The organism is Gemmatimonadales bacterium (assembly GCA_030697825.1).
In the GTDB taxonomy this organism is placed as follows: domain Bacteria; phylum Gemmatimonadota; class Gemmatimonadetes; order Gemmatimonadales; family JACORV01; genus JACORV01.
On the sequence record JAUYOW010000078.1, the window covers coordinates 37,020 to 63,529 of the forward strand.

Here is a 26,510-nt window from a genome sequence, read left to right on the forward strand (position 1 = left end):
CTGATAGGTTGTGGCACCCACCCAGGGGGAGGCCGGTATGCTGGAAACGTTGGACCTCGACAAGAGAATCGAAAAAGACTCCTACGACAAGTCGTTCAAGGAGCTGCGCGACAAGCTCCGCGACCTCCAACAGGAGACCTTCGACGCGAAGATCCCAGTCGCCGTGCTGTTCGAGGGCTGGGACGCGGCCGGCAAGGGCGACTGCATCGAGAAGCTGGTGGGCCGGCTCGACCCGCGCGGCTACAAGGTTCACCCCATCTACGAGCCGCTGCCGGAAGAGCGGCTGCGTCCCTTCCTGTGGCGCTTCTGGACCAAGATACCAGGGCGCGGGGAGATGGCGATCTTCGACCGCTCCTGGTACGGCCGGGTGATGGTCGAGCGGGTGGACGGAATAGTGACGAAGCAGCAGTGGCAGTCAGCCTACAACGAGATCGCGCAGTTCGAGCGCATGCTCACCGACGACGGGTCGGTGATCGTCAAGTTCTGGCTGCAGATCAGCGAGAAGGAGCAGCGGAAGCGGTTCGAGAAGATCGAGAAGAGCAAGTACGACGCGTGGCGGGTGACGAAGCAGGACTGGGCGACGCACCAGAGGTACGACGAGTACCTGGGGGCCGCCGAGGAGATGCTCGAGCGCACCAGCACGGCCTACGCGCCGTGGACCATCGTCGAGGCGCACGACAAGTACTACCGCCGCATCAAGATCTTCAAGACGCTGGCCGACGCGATGCAGTCCGCGCTCAACGCCAAGGCGGGAGCGGCGAAGCCCGTGCGGACCGCCCGGGCCAGTGTTTCCGTCCCGGCGCTCAAGGAGATGGAGACGGTCCTCGACCGCGTGGACCTGAAGAAGGCGCTCTCCGAGAAGAAATTCGAGGAAGAGCTGGAGAAGTACTCGGTGCGGCTGCGCGCGCTGGAGTTCAAGTGCTTCGAGGAGCGCATGCCGGTGGTGATCGCCTACGAGGGCTGGGACGCCGGGGGCAAGGGCGGCAACATCCGGCGGGTCATCGGCTCGCTCGATCCGCGCGGGTACAGCGTGATCCCCATCGCGGCGCCCAAGGGTGATGAGGCGACGCACCACTACCTGTGGCGCTTCTGGCGGCAGATCCCGAAGGCCGGCCACCTCGCCATCTACGACCGCACCTGGTACGGGCGTGTCCTGGTGGAGCGGGTCGAGGGCTTCTGCGCTGAGGCGGAGTGGCGCCGCGCCTATCAGGAGATCAAGGAGTTCGAGCTGTCGCTCGCCAACTTCGGCACGGTCATCGTGAAGTTCTGGCTGCACATCTCGAAGGAGGAGCAGCTCCGGCGCTTCAAGGAGCGCGAGAAGCTCGAGTACAAGCGCTTCAAGATCACCGAGGAGGACTGGCGCAACCGTGACAAGTGGGACCTGTACCGGGCCGCCGTGGTCGACATGATCACCAACACCAGCACGACCTGGGCGCCCTGGACGATCGTCGAGGCGAACGACAAGTACTGGGCGCGCATCAAGGCGCTGCGGACCATCGTCGAGGCGATCGAGGAAGGCCTGAACCGGAACAAGGACGAGAAGAAGGGCAAGACCGGCAAGAACGGCAAGACCGGCAAGAAGAAGAAGAAGGACGCCTGATGGACCGCACGGGGCAGGTGCTCGTCAATCGCTACCGGCTCGTCCGCGAGCTGGGTTCCGGCGGGATGGGCACCGTGTACCTCGCGGAGCACGTGCACCTGGGGCGGTCAACCGCCGTCAAGCTGATGCACAAGGAGCTGACGCTGGAGCCCGATGCGGAGCAGCGCTTTCGCCGCGAGGCCCTCCTCGCCGCGAAGATCAGCCACTCCAGCGTCGCCCAGGTCTACGACTTCGACTGCACGCCGTACGGCGAGTTCCTGCTGGCGATGGAGTACGTCGAGGGGGAGACCGTAGCGCAGCGGCTCAAGACCTCGGGGCCGTTCCCGCTTGCCCTGGCTCTCCAGGTCCTGAAGGAGGTTGCCGAGGGGCTCGACGTGGCCCACGGCCTCGGCATCCTCCACCGCGACATCAAGCCCGAGAACCTCATGCTCGCGGCGGGCGGCGTGGTGAAGCTGCTCGACTTCGGCGTGGCGCGCGCCTTCGAGACCACCAGCAGCATCACGTCGGCGGGCTTCGCGGTCGGCACGCCGGCGTACATGAGCCCGGAGCAGCTCATGGGCGAGCCGCTCGGCCCGGCGAGCGATCTCTACGCCCTCGGCACCGTCTTCTACGAGATGCTGACCGGCCAGCCCGCGCACTCGGGCAAGTCGTTCGCGGAGTTCCGCGCCAAGCGCATGAGCCAGCCACCGACGGCCCTGCACCTGCTCCGTCCGGAGATCCCCACCGCGCTCACTGAGGTCGTGGCGCGGGCGCTGGATCCGGAGCCCAGGGGACGATGGCCCTCCGCCACCGCGTTTGCGCGCGCCGCCGATGATGCGGTCAAGGCGGCCGCGCCGCCGGCGGTAGGCGCGTCGCCGCGCCGGAGCAGGGTCTCAGGCCAGCTCGACCGGTGGCAGTCGCACTTCGCGGCGCTCCGCTTCGCCGGCCGCGAGCGCGAGATGCGGATGGTGCGCGACGCGTGGGCCACCGCGCGCACCGGCCGGACCACGCTGCTCTGGATCGAGGGAGACGAAGGGGCCGGCAAGTCGTCGTTCTTCGAGCAGGCCGAACGCGAGGCCGCGGGCGACGAAGCAGCACAGGTCACCGGGCGCGGTTACGAAGCCGACGTCGTCCGCCCCTACGGACCGTGCCTGCCGATACTGCGGCGCGCGCTCCAGCTTCGCGCGGCCGAGGGGCGCACCTGGCCCGCCATCCTGGCCCTCGCCGATGCCAGGCTCGATACGCGCGCGCCGGACCGCGCGGTGCTCTACGACGAGGTGACGCTCCTGGTGCGCGGTGCGGCCGAGCGCGGGCCGGTGCTGATCGGCATGGAGGACCTCGACTGGTGCGACCCCGCCTCGATCTCGCTGTTCGAGTTCCTCGCGCACGACATCTCGGACGTGCCGCTACTTCTCGTGACCAGCAGCTCCGTGGGGCGCGGCACGTCGGAGGTGCGGGAGCGGATGCGACGGCTCGAGAACGTCATCTGGGTCACGCTCCGCCCGCTCGGCTACGAGGCTGTCGCCGCCTGGCTCTCCCGCGCGCTGGGCCGTGAGGCGCCCGAGGAATTGGTGCGCTTCGTCTACGGCCATACCGAGGGCAACGCGTTCTTCATCGAGCAGGTGGTCAGATCGCTCATCGAGCGCGGCGACATGGACCGGGTCACCGACGAGCTGCGCGTGTCGTTCGCGGACGCTCCGCCGCCCGAGGCTGTCGCCGACGTCGTGCAGCGGCGGCTCAAGGGGATGTCCCCCGCGGCGCGGGAGATCCTCCAGATAGCGGCGGTAGTGGGTCGCGAGTTCGACGTTGACCTGCTCATCGAGCTCTCGACCCGGGCCGAGGACGCCGTCCTCGACGCCCTCGACGAGGCGGTCTTCGCCGGCGTGCTGTCGCCGCTCCAACGCCCACAGGGCGACTGGTATCGGTTCACCCACAACAAGCTCGGGCAGGTCCTGGCGCAGGCGATGAACGCGCGGCGCCGGCGCAAGCTCCACGGCCAGATCGCCGAAGCGCTGGCGCAGCATCCCGACTCCCCCGCCGGCGTCATGGCCTGGCACTGGTACCATGCCGGCGATTTCGCCCGCGCGTCCGTGGCGGCCCGCGTGGCGGCGCGCCACGCCCTCAACGTCCACGACTACGACGACGCGGTGACGTTCGCGGTGATGGCGGCCGAGACCGGCGAGACGGCGGAAGAGAAAGGCGAGGCGCACGAGCTGCGCGGCGACGCGCTGCGGCGCCTCGACCGTAACGGCGAGGCGGCGGCCGCGTACGCCCGCGCCCGCCTGGTGGGAGACGCGAGCCCCGAGGCCGCGACCAACCTCAGGCGAAAAGAACTGCGTTGCGCGCTGGTGGCCGGTACGGTGAGTCCGGTGGCCGCGGCGGCGGAGGCGAAGAAACTGGCCGAGAACGCGGGAGCGCTGCCGCCTCAGAAGCGCACGGCGGTGGAGATCGTCCTGGCCGAAGCGCTGGCCGCGGCGGGCGAAGTCCCGGAGGCGATCGAAGCCGCGAAGCGGGCGAAGGCCGCGGCGGAAGAGACGGGCGACCGGTTCCAGGTGGGTGAGGCCCTCCTGGCCCTCGGCCACGCCGAGCTGAAAGCGAGGAACCTCGACGAGGCGGTCCGAGCCGCGCGCGAGGCGAGCGTCATCTTCGCCGAGGCTGCCGACCCCTACTCGTCGGCGCGCGCCGCGTCGCTGATCGGCCAGGTCGCGGCCGCCGCGAGTGACCTGCCCGCCGCGCGCGCCGCCTTCGACGACGCGCTCCGCCAGGCGGAGCGCGCCCACGTCACGCGGTTGGTCCGCCAGATCAAGGAGAGGCAGGCCGAGCTGGAGGGGTAGGACGCTCAGCCCGCGGCAGGCTCTCCTCCACGCGGATTGCGCAGCAGCTTCGCCACTTCCTCCTGCCCCTGGATCGCCAGCTCGATCTCCGCCTCGAGTTCCCGCGCCGCCGAGAGGTCCGCGCTTAGCTGATCCACCGTGCCGACGCCCGCCTTGAGCCGCAGCAGGTCGAGCCGGATGTTCTCCAGCGCCGCCACTGAGACGCCGAGCCTTTTCTGTGCGACGTCACGCTGAGCTGCCAGGTCGTCCCGCAGCTTCTGTCTCCCGCCCGCGATGACGGCGCCGGCCGGCGCGCCCGTGATCTTAAGCGAGGCCGACTTCGCCGCCGGGTCCTCGGCGCTCACGTCCTCCAACATCGCCGCCAGCTCCTCGACCCGCGCCCGGGTGGCCTGCGCGTCGGCCTCGAGACGCCGCACCAGCGCGGGGAGGTCCTTGAGCTCCTTGCGGGTCTCTTTAGGCAGAGACTCGAACAGCGCGTCCGCCGCCAGGCCAATGGCGAGCTCGGTCGGACGATGCGTTGCGCCGGCCGGCAGCGCGGGCCGCTTGACTCCCACCCCGGCGACCTTGAACAGCCACTTGCCCACCCTGCCGAGCCAGAGGCGCGAGCCGAGGTCGGGCTTGGTTTCTCCGCTCGCCTTCAAGATCCGACCGGGAATGGCGCGGCCGAGGAGGACGCCTGTGCCGGAGATGACATACGACGAAAGGAAGACTGTGAACCACCCCGTCCCCTCCCTAGCCGCCGGAAACAGGATGACCGCGAGCCCCGAGGCGATGGCGGTGCCGAACGCCACCAGCGTGGCCCCGCGTAGCAGCCGGCCGAACAGCGACGGCCCGCCCGTCTGCTCGAACGCGATCTCCTCGCGGCGCCGCTCGGTATGCTGGCGCACCGCGAGCCGGAGATCCTCGAGGCCGTATCCGGCCGCCAGTATGCGCTGTGTCTGGTGCAGGCGGTACAGAAGATAGGCACCCCACGAAAGTCCGAGACCGACAATCGAGCCCGCGTTGAGGCCACCCTCCACCCAACGCCAGGCGGTCAGGGCCATCAGCGCCGACCAGCCGTAGAGCGCCGGTTTTGCGCCGCGGCCCTTGGTGAGCCACACCCGCAGCGGCGCCGGCAGCTCGCGGGAAAGCTCAGTGGACTGCGCCACCGCCTCGGCCAGCGCTTCGCCCGTGGGGAACCGCGCGGCCGGGTCCTTGGCCAGGCACCTGTCAACCGCCTGCGCGATGCGCTTCGGGATGCCCGGCGCGGCCGACCCCAACGGCGGCGCCGGCTTGGTGATCTGCATCGCGAGCAAGGCGGGGATGTCGGGAGCGTCGAAAGGCAACTTCCCCGACAAGGCGAAGAACCCGACGACCCCGAGGGAGTAGAGGTCGCTGCGCCCGTCCACCGGCTCGCCGCAGGCCTGCTCCGGGCTCATGTACTGCGCGGTGCCCAGCACCTCGCCGACCGCCGTGCTCCCCGAGGTCTCCGTGACCCGCGCGATCCCGAAGTCGCTCACCAGCGCCCTGCCGCTCCCCTGCTCGAGGAGGATGTTGTCGGGCTTGATGTCGCGATGGACGATCCCCCGCAGGTGGGCGTAGGCGAGTGCCCATGCCACTTCCTGGATCAGCTTCGTCCCATCTCTGGGCGAGAGCGGGCCCTTGGCGCGGATGCGCTGACCGAGGGTCTCGCCCTCCACGTACGCCATCACAAAGAAGACGAAGTCGTCGACCGTCTCGACCGCGAAGATCGGGATGATGTTGGGGTGGGACAGCTTGGCCGCCGTCTGCGCCTCGCGCAGGAACCGTTCGCGCAGCGCGGGCTGCGCGGCCATGGCAGGCGGGAGGAGCTTGATTGCGACGGAGCGGTCGAGGGCTACGTCGCGAGCGAGGAAGACGATTCCCATTCCGCCGCGCCCCAGCTCCCGATCGAGCGAATACCGGCCGATGAGGGCCTGCTGGAGGGCGATGAACTCGGGAGCGACTGCGTCGGGCATGGGCCTATCCTACCACCGCGCGCCGGGGGTTGCCAGAAACGACGCGAAACGGCGCCGCGAGGTTTCCCGCCGGCTCCCGGAGTCGCGTCTTGCCGACCCTCGCCTCAGGCACTTATGTACACGCGCCCATGAGCGACCAGTCGCGGAACATCGGCCACGGCGCCCGCGTGGAGAACCAGATCCGGGGGATGGCCATCCTCCTCGGCATCTTCACGTCGGTCAGCCTTGTGATCGGTGTGACGGTCGGCTCGTGGAGCTGGCTGCTGCTCGCCGGATGCGCCGCGGGCTGGTGCGTGCTGGGCGGCTACTACCTCATCAATCGCGGCATCATCGAGCCGGTGGGCGACGCGATCGGGCGCATCGTCGTGCCGAGCGGCAGCTCGACGCCGTCGGTCAACCAGCACTCGAACATCCAGGCGATGGAGGCACGCGGCGAGCTCAGAAAGGCCGCGGAGGCGTACCGCGCCGTGATCGAGACGGAGCCGGAGGACATCGTGGCGTGCGAGAAGCTGGGCCAGCTCGCCTTCCGGGAGCTGAAAGATTTCGGGCTGGCGATCTGGGCGTACCGCGAGGCCGACCGGCGGGTGAACGAGCCGAAGCGGCAGCTGGGCTACGCCCTGATCGTCGCGGGCATCTACCGAGACAACGTCCAGGACACGGGGAAGGCGATCGTGGAGATAAGGAAGGTGCTCGACCGTTTCCCGGACGCGCCGAACGCGGCGCAGCTGCGCGCCGAGCTGGACGAACTGAAGGCCCGCCACTTCGGGGCCCAATGACGCGCCGGCAGCGGCTCGATCCCTCCGTCTTCCACCTGCCCGTCGAAAAGATGCGGCAGGGCTACTACACCGATAAGTACTTCGTCCGCGCCCGCGAGATCCTGCTGGCCGACCAGCACCGTCCCCGCGTGACGATGCAGGTGTTCGGCAAGTCTCACTCGTTCCTGGGCGGCATGGACGAGGCCGTCGCGATCCTGAAGCTCTGCTCCGTCGAGTGGGAAGAGCTCACCGTCCACGCCCTCCATGACGGCGATGAGGTCGAGCCTTGGGAGACGGTGATGCTGATCGAAGGCCCGTACGACGCCTTCGCGCATCTCGAGACCCTCTACCTGGGGGTCATCGCGCGGCGCACCAAGGTCGGTACCAACACGCGCCGGGTCGTCGAGGCGGCGCGGCCCAAGGAAGTGATGTTCTTCCCGGCCCGGCACGACCACTGGCTGGTCCAGACCGGCGATGGGTACGCGGCCCACGTGGCAGGCGCGATCGGCGTCTCGACCGATGCCCAGGCCTCCTGGTGGGGGAGCGAAGGCGTGGGCACCGTCCCCCACGCGCTCATCGCCGCGTACGGCGGGGACACCGTTCTCGCGACCACCAAGTTCGCGGACCTGATGCCGGCGCACACCCGGCTCGTCACCCTGGTGGACTTCGACAACGACTGCGTCGGCGCCAGCCTCGCCTGTGCCCGCGCCCTCGGCGACAAGCTCTACGGGGTCCGGCTCGATACCTCCGAGACCATGGTGGACAAGTCGGTCCTGCCGCAGATGGGCACCATCCGGCCCACGGGCGTGAACCCGCAGCTCGTATGGAACGTCCGCCGGGCCCTCGACGCCGAAGGGTTCCAGCACGTGAAGATCGTCGTGTCCGGCGGCTTCACCGTCGAGAAGATCCGCCTTTTCGAGGAGCAGGGAGTGCCGGTGGACGCGTACGGCGTCGGCTCGTCGCTCTACCAGGGCCGCTACGACTTCACGGGCGACGTCGTGCTGGTCGAGGGCAAGCCCTGCGCCAAGACGGGGCGGGTCTACCGGGCGAATCCGAGGTTGGAGCGGGTGGATTAGGTGTCGGGTGTCACCCCACACCCTCACCCCCTCTTGCGCTCCCGTGCCGCTTTGTATATTTATGCACTCGTTCGCATGAGTATGCACTTCGTAACGGGAGCCGAAATGAACCGAGCCGCGAAGAAGCCGCGCCCCAATACCCCTCCGCCCGAAGCGTTCGGCATCTAGCTCCTCGCAGTCCCCCGCGCTGAAGCAGGCCTGCGCCGCCCGGGCGTTCACCTATCGCCGACGTAATCGGTAGGGGAACGTCCGGGCGAGGCGTCTCCCCTCTCCCCTCTCCCCGCTCCCCGCTCCTCTCAGGTACATTCACGGCCGGAGGGGAACGCTCATGTCCACCACGATCTTCTGGGACGTCGATACCCAGGTCGATTTCATGAGTTCGGACGGGAAGCTGTACGTGCCTGACGCCGAGTCCATCATCCCGAACCTGAAGCGTCTCACCGATCACGCGCACGCCCGCGGCTACCGTATCGTCGCCAGCGCCGATGACCATGTGCCGGGCCACCGCGAGCTGTCGGCCGCGCCAGACTTCCGGGAGACGTTCCCGCTCCACTGCATGCGTGGCACCGCGGGGCAGGCCAAGATCCCGGAGACGGCGTTGCGGGATCCCCTCGTGATCGAGCCCGAGCCCCAGGATCCGGTGGCCCTCAAGGCGCGCGTCGGCGCGCACCAGGGCGACATCCTTCTCCACAAACACTGGTTCGACGTGTTCACCAACCTGAACGTGGAGACCGTGCTCGCCGTGCTGAATCCCAACACCGTGGTGCTGTACGGCGTCGCGCTCGACGTCTGCGACAAGTACGCCATCGAGGGTCTGGTCGAGCGCCATCCCGACATCCGGCTATTCGTGGTGAGCGACGCGATGAAGCCGATAGACCGGGATGCCGCAGAGCACCTCCTCAAGCAGTGGGCCGAAGAGGGTGTCCGGATCGTCCCGACCGCCGAAGTCGTGGAAGAGGGACTGCTCGAAGCGCAGCACGCCGCGTGACGGCGCCATTCGGCCGGTTCTTCCTGCCGGGGCCCACCGAGGTGCTGCCGGAGATCCTCGCGGCCCAGGTGCGCCCGATGATCGGGCACCGCGGCACCGCCACCGAAGCGCTCCTGGGCGGCGTGGACGCTCCGCTCAAGGCCGCCTTCCGCACCCGGAACCCGGTGATCATCTCGACCTCTTCCGCCACCGGGTTGATGGAGGCGGCGATCCGGAACGGCGTCCGCCGGCGAGTACTCTGTCTGGTGAACGGCGCGTTCTCGCAGCGCTTCGCCGACATCGCCAAGGCGTGCGGCACCGACCACGTCGTGGCCGAGGTGCCGCTCGGCGAGACCTTCGAGGCCGACCGGGTGCGGGACCTGCTCAAGGAAACGGGCGCCGACGCGGTCACCGTGGTCCACTCGGAGTCGGCGACGGGCGCTCTCTCCCCTCTGGACGAGATCGCCGCCGCCGTCCACGAGTTCCCGGACGTCCTCCTGCTGGTGGACGCGGTGACCTCGCTCGGCGGCTGTGCGGTCGAGACGGACGCATGGGGCCTCGACTTCGTCCTGACCGGCTCACAGAAGGCGCTCGCGCTGCCGCCCGGCCTGGCCTTCGGGGTCGCGTCGGAGCGGTTGCTCGCGCGCGCGAAGACGATCACCGGCCGCGGCATCTACTTCGACCTGCTGCCGTACGACGCGCAGGCGCGCAAGCGCCAGACGCCCTACACGCCCGCGATGTCGCTCCTCTACGCGCTCGACGCGCAGCTCCGGCGCATCGCGGCCACCGGGGGCATCGAAGCCCGCTGGGCCCGGCATCGCGCCATGCGCGAGCGGGTGGAGCGGTGGACGGGGGAGAAGGGAGAAGCGCTCGGCATCGCCTTCCTGCCGCGCGAGGGCCGGCGCTCATGGACGATCTCGTGCCACCGGCTCGAGGCCGCCGCGGACGGGCGGTCCGGGGGCAGCGTGGCGAAACGGATGGAAGCCCGCGGCTTCGTGATCGCGGCCGGCTACGGCAAGCTCAAGGACTCGACGTTCCGCATCGGCCACATGGGAGACCACACCGTGCCGGAGTTGGACGCGCTGCTCGCCGAGTTGGAAGAAGTGTTGCGCCGTGGGTGAGCGCGTCGTCGTCGCCGACCGGATCGCGGCGCCGGGCGTCCAGCTCCTCAAGGGCGTTCACGGCCTCGACGTCGTCGAGACGGTTGGCAAGGGGGCCGAGGCGCTGAGGGACGCGCTCCTGGACGCCGCGGCGCTGGTGGTGCGCAGCGAGACCCAGGTGACGCCGGAGCTGATGGCCGGCGCACCCAAGCTCCGGATCGTCGCCCGCGCCGGCATCGGCGTGGACAACATCGACCTCGAGGAAGCGACGCGGCGCGGGATCGCCGTTCTGACCGCCCCCGGCGCCAACTCCACCAGCGCCGCCGAGCACACCTTCGCGCTGATGCTCGCCCTGGCTCGCAGGATCCCGGCGGCGTCGGCCTCGGTCGCGGCGGGCAAGTGGGACCGCAAGAGCTACGAGGGCACCGAGCTGCGCGGCAAGACGCTCGCGATCCTGGGCCTGGGCCGCATCGGCTCGCTGGTCGCGCAGATCGGCCGGGCGTTCGGCATGACGGTGATCGCGCTCGATCCCTACGTCATGGCCGCGCACGCCTCGTCGCTCGGCGTTGAGTTGCTGCCGCTCGAGGAGGTGCTCGCTCGGGCGGACGTCATCACCCTCCACATCGCTCTCACCGAGGACACCCGCCAGCTCATCAACGCTGAGCGCCTCAAGCTGGTCAAGAAGACGGCGCTGCTGGTCAACACCGCGCGCGGCGCGCTGGTCGACGAGGCGGCGCTGTCCGCGGCGCTGGTGGAGGGCAGGCTCGCCGGTGCGGCGCTCGACGTCTTCGAACCGGAGCCGCTGCCCGCCGATTCACCCCTGCGCGGGGCGCCCAACGTCATCCTCACCCCGCACCTCGGGGCGTCCACGAAGGAAGCGCAGACCCGGGTCTCGATCGAGATCGCGGAGGCGGTGCGTGACGCGCTGCTCTCGGGCGACCTGCGCAGCGCGGTGAACCTGCCCGGGCTCGACGCCTCACAGCTCGCCTCGAGCCGGCCGCTCATGGACCTTGGCCAGCGGCTAGGCAAGCTCGCCTTCGGCTTGGGCTCGGGCGGCGTGCAGTCGGTGGATGTGACCTACCGCGGCACCGACGACCGTGCTGCCGACACGGCCGGCATCGCCGCGCTCTCGGGCGTCCTGGTGGCGATGGGGATGGACCGGGTGTCGCTGGTCAATGCCGGGCACCTGGCGCGCCAGCGCGGGATCCGGGTGACCCGCCGCGCCGAGGACCCGGACGTCTTCCAGACCAGCCTGAGCGTCGAGTTGGTCGCCGATGGGCGGACCGTCCGGGTGCAGGGCGCGCTCCTGGGGGACGCGCACGCGCGCATCGTGCGGATCCATGACTACCACGTGGACGTGGAGCCCTTCGGCACGCTGCTCGTGCTGACCAACCGGGACGTGCCGGGCGTGATCGGGAAAGTGGGAACGATGCTGGGCGCCGCCGGCGTCAACATCAGCGACTACCATCAGTCGCGCCCGCCGCGGCGCGGCGACGACGCCCTGGCCGCCATCGCGCTGGAGGTGCGCGCGCCGACACCGGTGCTCGAGGACCTGCGGAAGATGCCGGAGGTCACCGGCGTGTGGCAGGTGGACCTGGGGCCGCCGACGGCCTAGTCCGCGGCCTGCTCCAGAGGCGGCTGGTGGGTCTGTAGCCGGAAGCTCTGCACCGCGGTGGTAAGCCGGTCCGCCGCCCTCGCCAGGTTCTGCGCGGAAGCGGCGATCTCCTGCGTCGCGGCCGTCTGCTCTTCCGAAGACGCGGCGATCTCCTCCGCCGACGCGACGAACGATTCGGCGCTCGCGGCGAGCTGGTCCAGCCGCGCGGCGATCTCCTGAACCAGCTGCTCTGACTCCACTGCCGAGGCGTTGATCTCGCGCGACCAGATGTCGTTGTCGCCGGCCGCCTTCGCGACCGCGCCCAACCCTTCGCCCACGGTACGCGCCGCCCGTCTCGCTGCCGCGCTCCCCTCGCCGAGGCGGGTCATCGCGTCGTGAGCGCCCTTCACCCGCTTGAGTACCTGCTGCACCGTACCCTCGGTCGTGACCGCCGCCTGTGCCGCCTGGGTCGCCAGCTTGCGCACTTCGTCGGCCACGATCGCGAAGCCGCGGCCGTGCTCGCCCGCCCGTGCCGCTTCGATCGCGGCGTTCAGCGCCAGCATGTTGGTCTGGGTCGCGATCGTCTTGGTCTGCGCTACGAACCGCGAGATCTGGTTCGAGGCCTCCCTGAGCGCCGCGGACTCCGCCGCGCCCTTCTCCACCTCCGCCGCCAGGCCCTCGAGTGCGGCGCTGCTCTCCTCGAGCTGCGCCCGGTGCTCTTCGGCCACGGTCGCGAGCGCGCTGTTGCGGGCGGCCGCGTCGCGCGATGTCTCGGCGAGGCGCTTCGCGATGGCGAGGATGCGGTTCGCGTCCACCGCCGCCGCCTTCACGACCTCGGCTTGCTGCTGCGCGCGGCGTGAAAGGTCCTGAGTCGTGGACGACATCTCCTGGCCCGCGGCCGCCATCTCTTCGGTGGACGCGCTGATCTCGGCCGCCATCGCCGCCGCTTCGTCAGCCGCCGAGCGTATGGCCCCGACGAGGCGCCGGAGCGCGCCGACCATCCCGATCAACGAAGAGCCCAGGTGCGCTACTTCCGCCGTGCCTCGCGTCAGCTCGAGGTCCACGGCAAGGTCGCCCTGCGCGACCGCGCTCGCAGCAGCAGCGAGCCGCTCGACCGGCTTCGTCACGCGGCGGTTGAGCCATGCGCCGAGGCCGAAGAGCGCGAAAACCACCAACACCCCCAGGGTGATCGCCACCACGAGGATCAGCTTGCCGATGGCGTTCACCGACTCGTAGATCCGCTCCGCCGGCTGGCGCACCACCACCCACCACCGGGCGCTACCGACCCGGGCCGTCGCCGTTCGTTCGGTGCCGTGCTCGGCGTCCTGGACGGTCGTGAAGCTGACCGTGTCGGCGAAGGTGAGGCTCGGGGCCTCCGGCAGCAGCTTCAGGAGCTGGGTCGAGTCGCCGCCCACGATCAGCTTGCCGAATTGGTCCACCACCTGCACCGCCGCGCCCGCGCCGGCGTCAGAGCTCGCCACCAGGCGGGAGAGCCGATCGAGGTCGAACGTGCCTCGGAAGACGCCGACCCGGCGCTGGGTCCCGCGCGCCACGATCGGTGCCGCCATCTGGAGGGAGACGACCCTCGCCGACTCGTCATACGTCGGCTCCGACTGGTACCAGCCCGTCTGCATCGCCCGCTGCCACCACTCTTCGTCGCTCTGCACGAAATCGGACGTAGCCTCGGACGTGACCGCGTTGTAGCCGTGAGACTCCGTGAAGAACAGTTCGGCGAAATCGGAACGGTCCACGGCGGCCCGGAGGAACGCCTTGGCCACGGGATCCACCTCGAGCGAGCGGGTGGCCGTGAATCGGCGCTCGAGCTGGTCGATGGTATTCAGCGGCAGCCCCTGCTGCGCCGCCTGGGCGTCCGCCGCTTCCGCCGCGGCCACGACCGTCGGCGTCGAGGCCAGCAGCTCCAACTCGCTGCGACGCTCCCGCATGTACTGGGCGATCAGCGAGGACGTACGCTGGGCGATGTCGGCCAGTCGCCGGTCGGCGTCGGACTGGAGGTAGCCTTTCGCCACCCGCCAGGAGAGCGCCGCGACGGCGGCCACCACGATGAGCGCGGCGACGATGCCGAACGTGAGGAGATAGCTCTGGAGGCTGCGGTCGCCGGAACGACGCGGGGTAGCGGGCATCTCCGGTCAAGGTAGGGATGGCTGTTTCACGCCGCAAGCCGCTATTTTTCGCCTCTTATGCCCGACCAAGGCTTCACCCCGTACGACCCGCAAGGCGTCGAGAAGAAGTGGGAGGCGCGCTGGGAAGAGCGCGGAACCAACCACGCCGACCTCGTCGGCGCGAAGCGGCCCTTCTACAACCTCATGATGTTCCCGTACCCCTCGGCCGAGGGGCTGCACGTCGGGAACGTCTTCGCCTTCGTCGGCGCGGATATCTTCGGGCGGTTCCGCCGGCTCCAGGGCGACGACGTCTTCGAGCCGATGGGTTTCGACGCCTTCGGGATCCACTCGGAGAACTACGCCCTCAAGATCGGCGTACACCCGGCCGAGCTGATCCCGCGCAACATCGAGCGCTTCCGCCGGCAGATGAAGCGCATGGGGCTGATGATCGACTGGCGCCGGCAGCTCTCGACGACGGACGCCGAGTACTACAAGTGGACGCAGTGGATATTCCTCCAGCTCCACAAGGCGGGCCTCGCCGTCAGGAAGCGCGCCGCGGTGAACTGGTGCCCCGCGTGCAAGACGGTGCTCGCCAACGAGCAGGTCATCAACGGCTATTGCGAGCGGCATCCCGATGTGAAGGTAGAGCAGCGGGTCCTCGACCAGTGGTTCTTCACCATCACCAGGTACACCGAGAAGCTGCTCGGCAACCTCGAGAAGCTCGACTGGTCGTCGTCGACGCGGCTCCTCCAGACCAACTGGATCGGCCGGTCGGAGGGCGCAGAGCTGGCGTTCGAGACGCCCGCCGGCAGGCGCATCACCGTCTTCACCACTCGTCCCGACACGGTTTTCGGCGCGACCTACCTCGTTCTGGCGCCCGAGCACCCTCTCGTGGGAGACCTAGCCACGGCGGAGCAGCGGGCGGACGTCAACGCCTACCGCCGCAAGGTCGAGAAGAGCGACCTGGTCTCTCGCAAGGTCGGTGACAAGGAGCGGACCGGGGTCTTCACCGGCGCGTACGTGCGTAACCCGGCGACGGGCGACAGCATCCCCATCTGGATCGCGGACTACGTCCTCATGGAGTACGGGACCGGCGCGATCATGGGCGTTCCGGGTCATGATGCGCGTGACTTCGACTTCGCCACGCGGATGGTGCTACCGATCGTGCGGGTCGTCGCGGGCCCGGCCCAGGACGCCGCTACGCCGCTCCCGGCCGCCGAGCCCGACGTCCCGGGAGGGCGGTTGGTGAACAGCCCCGGCTTCGACGGGATGCCGTGGGAGGAGGCCTCCCGGGCGATCACCTCCTCGCTCGAAGCGAAGGGCCTCGCCAAGGGCATGGTCAACTACCGCCTCCACGACTGGTGCGTGTCGCGGCAGCGCTACTGGGGCCCGCCCATCCCCATCATCTATTGCGATGCCTGTGGCACGGTCCCCGTTCCCGAGAAGGACCTCCCCGTCGTCCTGCCGGTGGTGGCGGACACCCGGCCCGACGACTCCGGCGTCTCGCCATTGGCGCGCCACGCCGAGTGGTACCGCGTGCCGTGCCCCAAGTGCGGCAAGATGGGTCGCCGCGAGACCGACGTCTCCGACACTTTCCTCGATTCGGCGTGGTACTTCCTGCGCTACCCCTCCGTGGGACGCGGCGACGTGCCGTTCGACGCCGTGCTCACGAAGAAGTGGCTCCCGGTGACGAGCTACATCGGGGGCAACGAGCACGCGGTGCTGCACCTCATGTACTCGCGCTTCGTCACGATGGCGCTGAAGGACCTTGGCTACGTGGACTTCGAGGAGCCGTTCCCGCGCTTCCGCGCCCACGGCACGATCGTGAAGGACGGGTCGAAGATGTCGAAGTCGCGCGGCAACGTCGTCGTGCCGGACCAGTACGTCGAGCAGTGGGGAGCCGACACCTTCCGGATGTACCTGATGTTCCTCGGTCCCTACCAGGAGGGTGGGGACTTCCGCGACGCGGGGATCTCGGGGATCCGGAGATTCCTCGATAAGGTCTGGCATCTGATCGATGAAGCAGACGCGCCGACGCGCCGACGCGCAGCGGAGGTCAGCCAGCAGCCATCAGGAGAGCTGCTCCGACTAATGCATCACACGATCCAGAAGGTCACGAAGGACACTGCGTCGCTCGACTACAACACGGCGATCTCGGCGATGATGGAGTACGTGAACGCGCTGCGCGATGGCGCTCCCACCCGGGCGCTCATCGAGCCGCTGGCGGTCATGCTCGCACCATACGCGCCTCACTTCGCCGAGGAGTGCTGGGAGCGGCTCGGCCACACGGCTTCGGTCATGGACGCTGAGTGGCCGGTGTTCGACGCGCGACTCGCGCTGGCGGAGGACGTGGAGATCGTGGTGCAGGTGAACGGCAAAGTCCGGGCGCGGCTCATGTTCCCCCGCGGCGCAGCCGAGGCGACGGTGGTGGCGGCTGCCATTGCGCATCCGGGGGTGCGGAAGTTCACTGACGGGAAGACTGTCAGGAAGGTGGTGTTTGTGGTGGACAGGCTGGTAAATCTCGTTGTATGAAGGAGATAGGGGTTCACGCGACCCTTCCCCCCTCTCCCGCATCTACATAACGTGACCGTCATGACGGAAACCCTCCCCCTGTCGGAGGCCCGGAGCCTCGTCGCGCGAGCGAAGGCCGGTGACTACGGCGCCCTCGAGCAGGTGTATCGGGCGCACGAGAAGGGCGTGTACTCGCTGGCGCGGCGACTGACGCCGACCGCGGAGGACGCCGAGGACGTGTTGCAGGAGACCTTCCTCGAGGTCTGTCGCTCGATCGGCAGTTGGCGGGGTGACGGCAGCCTCTGGGGGTGGATTCGGACCATCGCGGCGAGCAAGGCGCTGATGCGCTATCGCCGCGAGAAGCTCCGCGCGGGAGAGCCGCTGGAGGACGAAGCGGCGGAGTCGCACGACGCCGACGTGCCGCTACGGCTCGATCTCGAGGCCGCGATGTCGCGGCTCACCGAGCGGTCGCGCGCGGTGGTCTGGCTGCACGATGTGGAAGGGTACACTCATGAGGAGATCGCCGAGCTGATGGGTATGACGACGAGCTTCTCGAAGTCGCAGCTGGCCCGGGCACACGAGAAACTGCGCCGCTGGCTCGGCGAAGGAGCGATGGCATGAGCGACATCCGGCACGGAACGACCGAAGAGCTGCTCGCGCTACGCGACGGCGAAGGCAGCGCGTGGACGAAGGCGCACGTCGGGGAGTGCGTGGCCTGCGCGGGCGAGCTTTACCGGCTGGATCAGATGCGCGCGCGGCTGAAGGCGTTGCCCACGTTCACGCTGCCTCGCGATCGCTGGCCCGTAGTCGCGACCAGGGCGAGCGCCGAGCGCCGGCGCCGGTGGGTCCATGGCATGGTCGGCCTGGCCACGGCCGCGGCTCTGACTTTGCTCACCGTCGTGGCGCTGCGGCCGGACGGCGCTGCCTCCACGGCGGCCGGTCGTGCGGCGCTTCAGCGCGCGATGGCACAGTCGGCGGCGATGGAGCAGTCGCTGCGCGACCTCTCGCCCGAGTCCCGGGCGCTGCCGGGGTCCGCCGCGGGGGTCGTGGCCGATCTCGAGGACCGGCTGTCCAGCATCGACGCACAGCTCGCGCAACCCGGCGCCTGGCGTTCTGATCCGGACCGGGTGGTCGGCCTGTGGCAGAATCGCGCCGGCGTGCTCTCGGCGCTGGTGGACGTTCACACCACGCGGGTGGCCCTCGCGGGCCTTTAGCGTCCTTTTCTTCAACGAGGTTTCCATGCGACGCCTTCTTCTCACAGCAACGTTCCTGGCCGCGGTGGCCGTCCCCGCGGCGGCTCAGGACTCGGCGCGGGTTCGCGAACGGGAGCGCGAGCGCGAGGATCGGGTGCGCACATTCATGTACTCGATCGGTCCGGGCGAGTTCTCCCGGATGAGCTTCCGCCGCGAGCGGCTCGGCGTGCTCGTGGATCTGACCGCTGACCCGGCGCGCGACAGCGTCGGCGCGCGAGTGGCGGGCGTGACGCCGGGCGGTCCCGCCGATCGCGCCGGCGTGCGCACCGGCGACCTCATCGTGCGCCTGAACGGCGCTCGCCTCGCCGCGCTCCGGAGCGACCGGCGCGATGACGAAATGGATCAGTCGCGCCCCGGCCTACGGCTCATCGAGCTGGCCTCGCGGCTCGACGGCGGCGACTCGGTGCGGCTCGAGCTGCGTCGCGACGGGCGGACCCAAACCGTGAGTTTCGTCGTCTCGGAGTCCGGGTTCGACCGGATCACGGAGTTGAGCGGCAACCAGCTCCGCCGGTTCGCCGTCCCGTTCCCGCCGGAGATTGCCGTCCCGGGCGGCCCGGAGAATCGCATGCGGGTCATGGCGTTCGGCGGCGAGGGACTGGCCGACCTGGAACTGGTGCGGGTGGGCCCCGGCCTGTCGGAGTACTTCGGGACCTCGGAGGGACTGCTCGTCGTGGACGTGGGGACCGACTCGACCCTCGGCCTGCGCGCCGGCGACGTCATTCTCTCGATCGGCGGCCGGCGGCCCACCAGCCCGTCCCACGCGATGCGGATCCTCGGGACCTACGACGCCAACGAGGCGGTGTCGTTCGAGGTGATGCGGCAGAAGCGCCGGGTCAGCGTGAATGGACGCATGCCGCGCCAGTCGGAGCAGCGGTGGAGGATAAGATCGAACCGCTTCGAGATGCAGCCGGGAATGGAGCTGCCGCGGGTGGAAAGAATCAGGATTAGTTTGTGATGAGGTGATGGGGTGAGGGGAGAAAAGGGAGTGAGGGGAGAAAGGGGAGTTAGGGGAGAAATGGCACGACCGCACTCCGGTCCCCTTACTCCCCTTTCTCAATTTACTCCCATAACTCCCCTTTCTCCCCCTACCCTCACCACCTCATGCCCTTCACCATCACCCCATCATCTCTCCGGGATACAGGGCCCCAACCCCGGGTGACAGCGCGCCGCGCCGGCGAACCGGCGCAACGCTTACCGGCGGGTGCCGCGCCTTCCCTCCGCCAGCACCTCGCCGAGGTCCAGGCGCCAGATCGAGCTGCCGCGCGGGATCTCGGCCGGGTACGCGATGTACCGGCCGTCGGGCGAGAGCGAGTAGCTCCACATCGCCGAGGGGTCGTCCCGGGTCAGTTTGACTGGCTGATCGCCTTCGCGAAGCGACACGAGCCAGACGCCGGGCGTGGACCCCTGGCCGCTCATGCCGAAGACGGTCACCGCCCGGCTGTCGGGCAGCCACTTGATGTCCCAGCCAACCACAAGTCCGGCCTCGACGAGCCGTGGCGGCGCGCTCGGCAGACCGCCGGGCGTCACGCCGACGACCAACACGGCGTAGCGCAAGCTTGTACCCGGAGCGCCGTAGCTCGCAGCGATCCAGCGACCATCAGGCGACCAGACCGGTTGGTACAGGCTCCCCCGCATTGTCGCGACGCGCCGGGGCGCGCCGTTCCGGCCCTCCGCGACGAGCAGGGCGCTGGAGTCGCCGAGTACGTCCGTCCAGGCAACGCGCTCACCTTGCACGCCGACGCCGCCGAAGCTTCTGTTGTCTGCGAAGCTGGCCGGGAAGGAACGCAGAACGTGAGGCTCTCCCTCTGGTGCACACGCCCGCAACTCGAACCGATCACCGCGACGCTCGGCGTAGAGGATCTCTGCACCGCTGAACGGCGAACCGCCGGGTCCGGTGATGGGCACTCCGGTCGGATCAACCAGGTCCCGTGCAATCTCTCGCGTGCGCCCATCGCTGAGCCGACGGACCCGCAGGCTCTTCCGGGAGGTCGCCGAGTCCGTGACGACGTAGAAGAGATGGTTGCGGTCTGGCGACAGCATCGTCCTCGTCGCTTCTGGCGGCGTCGCGATCTCCGCGGCCTGGCCCCCGTCAATCGGAATATCGAGCAGCGTCGCGTGTCCGTTCATCCGCGTCCTCACCGCCAGGCGACCGGCGTCGGCGGTCCACGTATCCAGCTCGTCGTACTCGCGCGCCTCCGTCAACGTTCTGGAGGGGCCGCCCGCGACCGGCAGCACGCGGATGGGTGCCACGCGGTCCGACACCACAGCGAGAACCGACCGGCCGTCGCCGGTGAACGAGGACGGGTCCATGTTTCGATGCAGAGGAACACTCGCAACAGGGCGGCCCTCGAAGGTGAAGACCTGGGCGACTGGAGAGCCGGGAAGGGAGACGTCCGACAAGGTAAGCGCCTGGCGCGCTGTCGTGTTCAGCGCGCGCATCCCCCTAGGCGTCGACCACAGCCGCTGGGGCTGTCCGCTATCGGCCGATACGCGCATCAGGGTACGCTCCGGCCCACCGGACACCCTGTCCACGAAGTAGATCGCGCGGCCGTCGGGCGACCATTCCGGCCGGCCCCCATAGCTCTTGCTCGGCACCACCGTTCGGGCGGTGCCGCCCGTGGACGGCACGACCATCAGACGGCGGGTACCGGGAAGCCCGAAAGCCTCGAAGAGAATCCAGCGCCCGTCGGGTGATACCGCCGGAAAGTACCCGGACTCCAGCGAGACCTGCTGTGCCGGGCCGGCACTCCGCCCCGTCCGCGCGTCGAACGGGATCGTCATGACGTACCTCGTCGTTTCCTCGCCGGGCGGCGACGGCCTATTGGAAGCGAATGCGATACGGTCACCGGACGGGAACCATCTTGGAAACCAGTCGTCGTGGCGACCGGACGTGAGCTGAATCGGTGCGCCGCCGCCCGCCGGAACGACCCACAGGTAGACTCCGCCTTCACCACCGCTGTTGAAGACGATCCAGCGCCCGTCGGGGGAGAGGGCCGGATTCGTGATCTGCATCGAGTCCGACCCGAAGATGCGCGTGAACCGCGGCTGCGGCTGGGCCGCGGCTGCCTGAGCCCCTGCGACTTGCGCGGCGAGCGGTGGCGACCCGAGGCCCGGGACGACGGCCGCGAGACACAACGCCGCGAGGAGCACGCCCCGCGGTCGAGTCCGCCGGCCCTGCGCCGCTAGCCAGAGAGAGAGCGCCACCACGTGCAGTACCTCCAGGACGAGGAACGCGACGACCCCCAGGCCGATGACGAGCAGAACCGGTCCGAACAGGTCCAGGACCTGCACGCCGGGTGAAGTGACGGTGTCGATCATCCTGCTGCTCCTTCCCTGACACGTCGGATCGCGGGCACACGCGGATGCGGGGCCCTTGCACAAGCCACATACAAGAGGCGTGCCGGGTCCAGCGAAAGCGGCAAGATGCGAGGGGACAGAGAGTTCAGCCGACGCGAGAGCGACGCCGCGCGGATGGTGTGGTCACGTTCCGTGACCATCGGGGTCACGATCCGTTACCACGGGGTCGTGCTCGGCGAGCAGCCGATCGAGGCGGGGCCTGGAGATGCCGAGGATGCGGGCGGCCTGCCGCTTGTTCCCGCCGGCGCGGGCGAGGACTCGGTGGACGTGGGCGCGCACGGCGGCGTCGAGCGAGTCGTCCTCGGCGCTCGGGCTGCCGCCGTCGGCGCCGGCGCGGGTCGGTTCCCCGAAGGACAGGTGCTCGGGCATGATCGCGGGGCCGCGGGCCAGCACCGCCGCGCGGGTCAGGGCGTTCTCGAGCTCTCTGACGTTCCCCGGCCAGTCGTACGCGGTGAGGAGCCGCATCGCGTCGTCCGAAATGAGCCGGACTTCCCGGTGGAGGTCCCGCGCGATGCGCGCGATGAGGTGCTGCGCCAGCGGCGGGATGTCGGAGCGCCGCTCCCGCAGCGGCGGCACGGTGATCTCCACGACCTTCAGGCGGTAGAACAAGTCCTCGCGGAACCTTCCCGAACGGACCAGCTCCTCCAGCGGGCGATGCGTGGCGGTGATGACCCGGGCATCCGAGGTGCGCGGCTCCTCGCTCCCGACGGGGTAGAACTCGCGGCTCTCCAACACCCGCAGCAGCTTGGCCTGAAGCTCCAGGGTGGTGTCGCCGATCTCGTCGAGGAAGATCGTGCCCGAGCCCGCCAGCTCGAAGTAGCCGCGGCGGCTGCCGACGGCGCCGGTGAACGCGCCGCGGACGTGTCCGAACAGCTCGGATTCGAGCAGCGTTTCGGCCAGGGCGGTGCAGTTGACCGCGATGAACGGGTCGGCCGCCTGCGGCGAGCTGAAGTGGATGGTTCGAGCGATCCGCTCCTTGCCCGTGCCGGTCTCACCGCGCACGAGCACGGTGGCGCGGTTGCCGGCCAGCATGCCGATCAGCTTGTAGATCTCTATCATGCGCCCGTCGCGGCCGATCAATTGCTCGAGCGTGTGGGGCTCCGCCTCGGCCGCCGCCTGACGCTGCACGCGCTGCCGCAGCGCACGCTCGCGCAGGCAGCGCTGGATGGTGAGATCGATGACGTCGAGATCGAGCGGTTTGACGAGATAGTCGTACGCGCCGGCCTTCATCGTCTCGATCGCCGACTGCATGTCGTCGTGCGCCGTGATCACGACGACGTCCACGTCGTCGAGGGTGGCGCGGACCCGGCGCAGCAGCTCCAGCCCGCCCATGCCCGGCATGCGCAGGTCGGTGATGACGAGCACGGGCTGGAAGGTCTCGAGCAGCGGCAGCGCGGCCGCAGCGGCGGCCGCCGTGCGGACCTCGTAGCCGGAGCGTCCCAAGTGGTGCTCGAAGGTCTCGCGGATGGACGCGTCGTCGTCCACGACCAGAATGCGCGCGCTCACGCGTGGGCTCCCGCATCGCCCATCGGCAGCTCGACGAGGAACGACGCTCCCTCCGCGGCCGCAGCGTCTTCCAGGACGAGGCGGCCGCCGTGCTCCTCCACGGTCCGGAGCGCCAGGGGCAGGCCGAAGCCGCTGCCGTCGCGCTTGCTGCTGTAGAACGGCTCGAAGATCCGCTGGCGCAGCTCGGCGGGGATTCCCGGGCCGGTGTCGGCGATGCGCACGCGGAGCAGCGTCGGCGGCCCGCCATTGGCCTCGTCGGTCTCCGTGGCGACGCTCAACCGGCCGCCGCCCGGCATCGCGTGGGCCGCGTTCAGAAAAAGGTTAAGGAACAGCGCCTGGAGGTGCTCCGCATCACCGAGCACAGCGTCGGTCGCGGCGCGGAAATCGGTCTCCATGGCTACCCCCTGCTGCTCCAGCTGCGGTCGCACCAGGGCCAGCGCCTCGGCGACCACAGCGTGCACGGAGCAGGCGGCCCGGTGCATCGGTCGCGTCCTGCCGAGGGCGAGCACGCCCCTGACCACGCGATCGAGCCGCTCGATCTCGCGGAGCGAGATGCTGACCGGCAGCGCGGCGCCGGGCGGAAGCCTGCCAGCGGCGCCCTCCCGCTGCAGCTGCTGCAGGTTGAGCTTGATGGACGTGAGGGGATTGCGGATCTCGTGGGAGAGCTGCGCGGCGAACGCGCCGACCGCGGCCATGTGCCGGCTCGCCGCGATCTCCCGCAGCATGCCGCGGATCCGGCCGACCATCAGGCCGAAGGCCGCGGACAGGCGTCCGACCTCGTCGCCGCCCGCCGGCGGCAGGCGCGGGGCGAAGTTCCCCGCGCCGACCTCGTCGGCTGCCGTCGTGAGTGCCTCCAGCGACCGGGTCGAGCGCCGCGTGAGCACCACGAACATCACCGCCGTCGTCGCGGTGACCAGCAGTACCAGCGCGAGATTGACCAGTCGCGTCCGGAGGAAGGGCGCGGCGAACTCGTCCACCGCACCGCTGGAAAGCACCGTCCAGGGTGGCGCCGCCAGACTCACGAACGCCGCCACGCGCGCCGTATCGTGCTCGCTGTATCTGAAGGACCCACGCGCGCGAGCGATCAGCGCCGTATCGACGCCCCAGCCGGCGGGGCCCAGCAGCGCCGGGATGCGCTGGCGGATCAGGCTGTGGCGAGGATGGTAGACGACCTCGCCGGTGCCGCGGTCGAGCACCATGGTGTAGCCCGCGCGCCCGAACCGGTTCTCGAGCACGGACGCCGGGATCAGGGCGTCCCGGCGCACCACGGCCACGAGGGTGCCGTACGCGGGCCTGCCGCCGGGGCCGACGATCGGCTTCGTAACCGTCAGCGCGCCTCGGGTCCCGCCGCCAGCCGCGTCGGCCAGCGGCTCGCCGAGGCGATAGAGGACGAACCCGCGGCCATCGCGGAACTCCACCCACTCGTAGGAGCGGGAGAATTGCTCCCACGCGCCCCGCAGGTAGGCGTCGGCCGCCGGAAGCGCCGCCGCCCACTGCGCGGCGTCGCCGCTCGCGCGGGCCCGATACAGCCGCTGCGTTTCGGCGTTCTCGGCGAGCAGCAGAAGGTCCGACTCGCGTTGAGCGTACCGGTCGCTCAGCTCGGAGCCGGCGCGCTCGGCGATCGTGCCGGTCTGGGCCGCGATGAGCGCTCGCAACGCGCGCATCGACTGCACGTAGCCCAGGACACCGATGCCGACGAGCGGCACGACGGCGAGCAGGAAGAACAGCGCGATCAACTTCGCACGCAGGGACATGGCTGGCGCCCTCGGTGGCGTGCAAGCAAGCGGCGTGCCGAGTACCGCGCCCGTCCGTGACCCAGGCTGCCAAGAGGCGCGGCCCCATTTATCTTCGCGCTGCCGCGAGAGTCACGGCATCGAAACGTCACCACCCGTCTCACCGGTGTAACATCGCGATGCCACCTGCTCCGGCTGGCCGCGCGATGAGATGCAGGGTGCGATCGGATCAGGTTCGGGCCGTGGAGAAGATACGAGGCGATATAACGTGTCGGCAACGCGCCCATGGTGAAGCCGCAGTTCCCCGGCGGTCCCCCCCCCACGATGTTCACCTGAAGCCCAGCTCGAAACGCCGCGCTCCGTCGTGCCGCGTGCGCCCCCGCCGGTATCTTCCCGGCTCACTTTGACACCAAAGGACGCCTCGTGTCGGGAATCCGCATCGCCCCGCGCTCGTAGAAGACGAAGCGCACCTGCGCGGCGGCGCCGGTGGCGGCGAGGGAAGCTCCAGCGGCGAGCGCGAGAGCGATTCGTGAGCGGGTCATGCGGGATCCGGTTCGGGTCGGCGCCTAAGATAGGGAGCATTGCCGGCGCACGGAACCTCCGCGGAACTTCCGGCGGCCCGGGCGGGTTCTCTTGGTGTGCGCGTCCCGCTCCTTGCTTCGCTGCTCTTCGTCGCGGCCCACTCGGCCGCCGCCCAGGCTCCGGAAGGGCGCGCCGCCGTCCGCATCCACCTTGCCGCCGGCGCCGGCTCCTCCACGACGGTCGCGTCGGCCGCCGCCACGCGGGACCATGCACTCGGCTTCTTTCGCCGCGCCCGTCTTGGATACGGCGTGCGGGTCACGGTCATCGGTGGCGGTGACCAGGCGTTCGGCACCGCCGACCCCGACATCCCGCGGAGCCAGCGTGAGGCAGTCCTGGTCCGAAGCCCCCTGGCCGTAGCTGCGAACCTAGAGTTCTACAGCAGCCTGCGGTTGCTCGGGACGGTGGCGGTCGGCTTCGACATCGATGTGGTCGGGATCGGGGCGGGGCCGAAGCGACAGGCCGACCCGGCGTCGGGATCGGTGGCCGATTCCTCCGCCAGGGCGACCGGCTTCAACCTTCTCCGCGGCGGGAACGCCGATCACGGTACGCTGAACTCCGAGTTCTTCTTGGCGGTGCGCGTGACTCCCCGAATGACCCTGCGCTCCGGGCTGATCCACGCCGTTTCCGAGTATTCGACCAGCGCTTCGCGCGCCTTGGGCAACGACCGCTTCCGGAAGTTCGTCACCGTTCCATTCGTGGCTGTGACCTTGGATCGCTGAACGCCGCCCGCGCGACGTCCGCCGCAATGTGAAACACCGCTCCCCGTCGCGCCGCACGCGTTCGCGCCCTTATCTTCTCCGCTCACTTCTCGACCCAGGACTTTCCGTGCTCCCCATTCGACTCGTCGCGCTCTGCCTGTGCGTCCCCACGCTCGCCCGGGCCCAAGGCGCGCGTCCAGGCCGCGCCCCGGCGGCCCCACCCGCGATCCGCGCCGCCGATCTCCGCACCCGGCTCTTCGCGCTCGCGGATGATTCCATGGGTGGCCGCGACACGGGCTCCCCGGGCAACATGAAGGCCACGGACTGGATCGCGTCGGAGTTCCGGCGCTTCGGCCTGGAGCCTGCGGGAGATGACGGCACCTTCTTTCAGACGTTGCCGGTCATTCGGATCGCCCCCGACCCGGCCTCGCGCCTCGAGGTGGATTCGACGCGGCTGGCGCTGGGCACCGACTTCCTGCCCGTCGGCCTGGCGGTAGTGCCACGGCCTATCGAAGGGGCACAAGTCGTCTACGGCGGATCGGCTAACAATCCGGCCACCTGGATCACCGTCCAGCAGGCCGCGGGCAAGCTGGTAGTGTTGATCATCGCGCCGGGTTCGAGCGGCAGGCGCGGGTACGTCCGTGCCCAGGGGCTCACCGCCAATCCGCGATTCAGCCAGGCGGCCGCCGTTGCGGTCGCGGGTCTTGACCTGCTTCCCCAGCAGTTCGTCGCACGGTTCCTGGCCGGTAACATCACTACCGACACAGCGCGAAACCCGGCCGCGCCTCCGGGCCTGCTCATCTCGCCGGCCGCGGCCGGGCAGCTCCTGGGGGGCGAACCCTACGGGCTCACCCCCCGCGCCGCCGGCC

General features: G+C 69.7%; 19 protein-coding genes. 13 read left to right on the top strand and 6 right to left on the bottom strand.

Annotation, left to right across the window (positions count from 1 at the left end):
* Positions 1 to 37 precede the first annotated feature (37 nt).
* Together Q8Q85_04220 and Q8Q85_04225 are read left to right on the top strand one after the other, a co-directional pair.
* Positions 38 to 1,600 carry a hypothetical protein gene (locus Q8Q85_04220; protein MDP3773451.1) on the top strand — a complete coding sequence of 521 codons (1,563 nt, stop codon included), beginning with the start codon at positions 38 to 40 and terminating at the stop codon, positions 1,598 to 1,600.
* Complete coding sequence (locus Q8Q85_04225) at positions 1,600 to 4,413, top strand: protein kinase (protein MDP3773452.1); 2,814 nt, start codon at positions 1,600 to 1,602, stop codon at positions 4,411 to 4,413. Before Q8Q85_04220 ends, Q8Q85_04225 begins: the two co-directional genes overlap by 1 nt.
* A 5-nt stretch (positions 4,414 to 4,418) precedes the next feature.
* Here Q8Q85_04225 and Q8Q85_04230 read toward each other — a convergent pair whose 3' ends face one another.
* A complete protein-coding gene (locus Q8Q85_04230) occupies positions 4,419 to 6,389 on the bottom strand; it encodes a serine/threonine-protein kinase (protein ID MDP3773453.1) in 1,971 nt (656 codons plus the stop codon).
* 128 nt (positions 6,390 to 6,517) lie between these two features.
* Here Q8Q85_04230 and Q8Q85_04235 point away from each other — a divergent pair, with 128 nt between their 5' ends.
* From Q8Q85_04235 to serA, 5 genes are all read left to right on the top strand, one after another.
* On the top strand, positions 6,518 to 7,165 hold the full coding sequence (locus Q8Q85_04235) for a hypothetical protein (GenBank protein ID MDP3773454.1): 648 nt from the start codon (positions 6,518 to 6,520) through the stop codon (positions 7,163 to 7,165).
* Positions 7,162 to 8,220 carry a hypothetical protein gene (locus tag Q8Q85_04240; GenBank protein MDP3773455.1) on the top strand — a complete coding sequence of 353 codons (1,059 nt, stop codon included), beginning with the start codon at positions 7,162 to 7,164 and terminating at the stop codon, positions 8,218 to 8,220. The genes Q8Q85_04235 and Q8Q85_04240 overlap by 4 nt, the downstream gene beginning before the upstream one ends.
* Positions 8,221 to 8,548: 328 nt before the next feature.
* Entirely contained in the window at positions 8,549 to 9,208 is a 660-nt protein-coding gene (locus tag Q8Q85_04245; GenBank protein MDP3773456.1) for a cysteine hydrolase family protein, read from the top strand.
* On the top strand, positions 9,205 to 10,308 hold the full coding sequence (locus tag Q8Q85_04250; GenBank protein MDP3773457.1) for an alanine--glyoxylate aminotransferase family protein: 1,104 nt from the start codon (positions 9,205 to 9,207) through the stop codon (positions 10,306 to 10,308). Before Q8Q85_04245 ends, Q8Q85_04250 begins: the two co-directional genes overlap by 4 nt.
* The gene (gene serA / locus Q8Q85_04255; GenBank protein MDP3773458.1) at positions 10,301 to 11,902 is read left to right on the top strand and encodes a phosphoglycerate dehydrogenase; all 1,602 of its coding nucleotides are present in this window, start codon (positions 10,301 to 10,303) and stop codon (positions 11,900 to 11,902) included. Before Q8Q85_04250 ends, serA begins: the two co-directional genes overlap by 8 nt.
* On the opposite strand, the gene Q8Q85_04260 is transcribed toward serA, so the two are convergent.
* A complete protein-coding gene (locus tag Q8Q85_04260) occupies positions 11,899 to 14,022 on the bottom strand; it encodes a methyl-accepting chemotaxis protein (GenBank protein MDP3773459.1) in 2,124 nt (707 codons plus the stop codon). The genes serA and Q8Q85_04260 overlap by 4 nt on opposite strands.
* Before the next feature lie 57 nt (positions 14,023 to 14,079).
* Here Q8Q85_04260 and leuS point away from each other — a divergent pair, with 57 nt between their 5' ends.
* The 4 genes from leuS to Q8Q85_04280 are packed head-to-tail and all read left to right on the top strand — an operon-like array spanning position 14,080 to position 18,720.
* On the top strand, positions 14,080 to 16,533 hold the full coding sequence (gene leuS, locus Q8Q85_04265) for a leucine--tRNA ligase (GenBank protein ID MDP3773460.1): 2,454 nt from the start codon (positions 14,080 to 14,082) through the stop codon (positions 16,531 to 16,533).
* Between the two features lie 60 nt (positions 16,534 to 16,593).
* A complete protein-coding gene (locus tag Q8Q85_04270; protein ID MDP3773461.1) occupies positions 16,594 to 17,133 on the top strand; it encodes a sigma-70 family RNA polymerase sigma factor in 540 nt (179 codons plus the stop codon).
* Positions 17,130 to 17,726 carry a hypothetical protein gene (locus Q8Q85_04275; protein MDP3773462.1) on the top strand — a complete coding sequence of 199 codons (597 nt, stop codon included), beginning with the start codon at positions 17,130 to 17,132 and terminating at the stop codon, positions 17,724 to 17,726. Before Q8Q85_04270 ends, Q8Q85_04275 begins: the two co-directional genes overlap by 4 nt.
* 25 nt (positions 17,727 to 17,751) lie before the next feature.
* Positions 17,752 to 18,720: a PDZ domain-containing protein gene (locus tag Q8Q85_04280; GenBank protein ID MDP3773463.1), complete on the top strand. Its 969-nt coding sequence runs from the start codon at positions 17,752 to 17,754 to the stop codon at positions 18,718 to 18,720.
* 236 nt (positions 18,721 to 18,956) lie between these two features.
* Here Q8Q85_04280 and Q8Q85_04285 read toward each other — a convergent pair whose 3' ends face one another.
* The 4 genes from Q8Q85_04285 to Q8Q85_04300 all read right to left on the bottom strand — a co-directional run bounded on the left by Q8Q85_04285 (position 18,957) and on the right by Q8Q85_04300 (position 24,903).
* A complete protein-coding gene (locus Q8Q85_04285; GenBank protein ID MDP3773464.1) occupies positions 18,957 to 21,083 on the bottom strand; it encodes a hypothetical protein in 2,127 nt (708 codons plus the stop codon).
* A gap of 162 nt (positions 21,084 to 21,245) precedes the next feature.
* The gene (locus Q8Q85_04290) at positions 21,246 to 22,628 is read right to left on the bottom strand and encodes a sigma-54 dependent transcriptional regulator (protein MDP3773465.1); all 1,383 of its coding nucleotides are present in this window, start codon (positions 22,626 to 22,628) and stop codon (positions 21,246 to 21,248) included.
* Positions 22,625 to 24,382, bottom strand: a complete 1,758-nt coding sequence (locus Q8Q85_04295; GenBank protein MDP3773466.1) for an ATP-binding protein — start codon at positions 24,380 to 24,382, stop codon at positions 22,625 to 22,627. The genes Q8Q85_04290 and Q8Q85_04295 overlap by 4 nt, the downstream gene beginning before the upstream one ends.
* A 377-nt stretch (positions 24,383 to 24,759) precedes the next feature.
* Entirely contained in the window at positions 24,760 to 24,903 is a 144-nt protein-coding gene (locus tag Q8Q85_04300) for a hypothetical protein (GenBank protein ID MDP3773467.1), read from the bottom strand.
* Between the two features lie 96 nt (positions 24,904 to 24,999).
* On the opposite strand from Q8Q85_04300, the gene Q8Q85_04305 reads away from it, so the two are divergent.
* On the top strand, positions 25,000 to 25,662 hold the full coding sequence (locus Q8Q85_04305) for a hypothetical protein (GenBank protein MDP3773468.1): 663 nt from the start codon (positions 25,000 to 25,002) through the stop codon (positions 25,660 to 25,662).
* A 106-nt stretch (positions 25,663 to 25,768) separates the two neighbouring features.
* Positions 25,769 to 26,510, top strand: a 742-nt coding sequence (locus Q8Q85_04310; GenBank protein MDP3773469.1) for a hypothetical protein, incomplete at its 3' end; no start/stop codon positions are given.

Excerpts from the sequence above, each read along its gene's own strand:
- Q8Q85_04260 (MDP3773459.1), bottom strand. The coding sequence starts at position 14,022 with ATGCCCGCTACCCCGCGTCGTTCCGGCGACCGCAGCCTCCAGAGCTAT.
- Q8Q85_04300 (MDP3773467.1), bottom strand. The coding sequence starts at position 24,903 with ATGACCCGCTCACGAATCGCTCTCGCGCTCGCCGCTGGAGCTTCCCTC.
- Q8Q85_04240 (MDP3773455.1), top strand. The coding sequence starts at position 7,162 with ATGACGCGCCGGCAGCGGCTCGATCCCTCCGTCTTCCACCTGCCCGTC.
- Q8Q85_04295 (MDP3773466.1), bottom strand. The coding sequence starts at position 24,382 with ATGTCCCTGCGTGCGAAGTTGATCGCGCTGTTCTTCCTGCTCGCCGTC.
- Q8Q85_04225 (MDP3773452.1), top strand. The coding sequence starts at position 1,600 with ATGGACCGCACGGGGCAGGTGCTCGTCAATCGCTACCGGCTCGTCCGC.
- Q8Q85_04235 (MDP3773454.1), top strand. The coding sequence starts at position 6,518 with ATGAGCGACCAGTCGCGGAACATCGGCCACGGCGCCCGCGTGGAGAAC.
- leuS (MDP3773460.1), top strand. The coding sequence starts at position 14,080 with ATGCCCGACCAAGGCTTCACCCCGTACGACCCGCAAGGCGTCGAGAAG.
- Q8Q85_04280 (MDP3773463.1), top strand. The coding sequence starts at position 17,752 with ATGCGACGCCTTCTTCTCACAGCAACGTTCCTGGCCGCGGTGGCCGTC.
- Q8Q85_04275 (MDP3773462.1), top strand. The coding sequence starts at position 17,130 with ATGAGCGACATCCGGCACGGAACGACCGAAGAGCTGCTCGCGCTACGC.
- Q8Q85_04220 (MDP3773451.1), top strand. The coding sequence starts at position 38 with ATGCTGGAAACGTTGGACCTCGACAAGAGAATCGAAAAAGACTCCTAC.
- Q8Q85_04245 (MDP3773456.1), top strand. The coding sequence starts at position 8,549 with ATGTCCACCACGATCTTCTGGGACGTCGATACCCAGGTCGATTTCATG.
- Q8Q85_04270 (MDP3773461.1), top strand. The coding sequence starts at position 16,594 with ATGACGGAAACCCTCCCCCTGTCGGAGGCCCGGAGCCTCGTCGCGCGA.
- Q8Q85_04230 (MDP3773453.1), bottom strand. The coding sequence starts at position 6,389 with ATGCCCGACGCAGTCGCTCCCGAGTTCATCGCCCTCCAGCAGGCCCTC.
- Q8Q85_04285 (MDP3773464.1), bottom strand. The coding sequence starts at position 21,083 with ATGATCGACACCGTCACTTCACCCGGCGTGCAGGTCCTGGACCTGTTC.